This window comes from Neisseria sp. P0009.S007 (genome assembly GCF_051962515.1).
The window spans coordinates 1-586 of the sequence record NZ_JBQCVF010000820.1 but is presented as its reverse complement, the minus strand read 5'-3'; the positions used below and the strand labels follow the sequence as shown (position 1 = coordinate 586).

Annotated in this window: 1 protein-coding gene and 1 pseudogene; both read right to left on the bottom strand. The window is 55.6% G+C overall.

What is annotated here, in order from left to right; translation table 11 throughout:
- A pseudogene (locus ACTHS3_RS16590) lies at nucleotides 1-151 on the bottom strand (methyltransferase); the annotation flags it as partial.
- Nucleotides 152-206: 55 nt separating this feature from the next.
- Nucleotides 207-586 (bottom strand): alpha/beta fold hydrolase (locus ACTHS3_RS16585; protein WP_440368584.1); only part of this gene is annotated, 380 nt, incomplete at its 5' end.

Here is a 586-nt window from a genome sequence, read left to right as displayed (position 1 = left end):
GATAACGCGCGGCCAGCAGGCTGCGGCTGATGTCGGCATCGGCACCAATCAGCATGATGCGTTTGGGTGCATTGCGGACCAGCTGCAGGCGCTCGTCGGTGTCTTGGGCGAGATGGCGGTGAATCTGCCAACGTTTGTCTTGTTCGGTCATGGTGGGTCGTGTCAGTGGGCTTTGCCCGGCAATGTTTTTATGGTTTAAGTCTGTTTCAGACGGCCTTTTCGATAAAATTGCGGTAAATTTCGGCAAATTCGTCGGCATGGCTTAAAAAGGGCGCGTGTGCGGCTTTGTCGATAAGTACCAGCTCGCTGTCGCTCAAATGGCGGTGTAAATATTCGCCCATGCGCGGCGGCGTGATGGCGTCTTTCTGTCCAAACACCAGCAATGACGGCGTTTGAATCAGCGGCAACAGCGGACGCGCGTCGGCATGGTTGACCGCTTCAAGCGCGGCCTGTAAGGCGGAAGGCGTGCCGCAGCGTGCCAAATCGGGCAGCACTCGGTTTAAGATTTCGCCGGAATGGGGCGTGTGCAGCAGTTGCAGTTGTAGAAACTGTTTAATATGTTTGGCATAATCCTGCTGGAATGCGC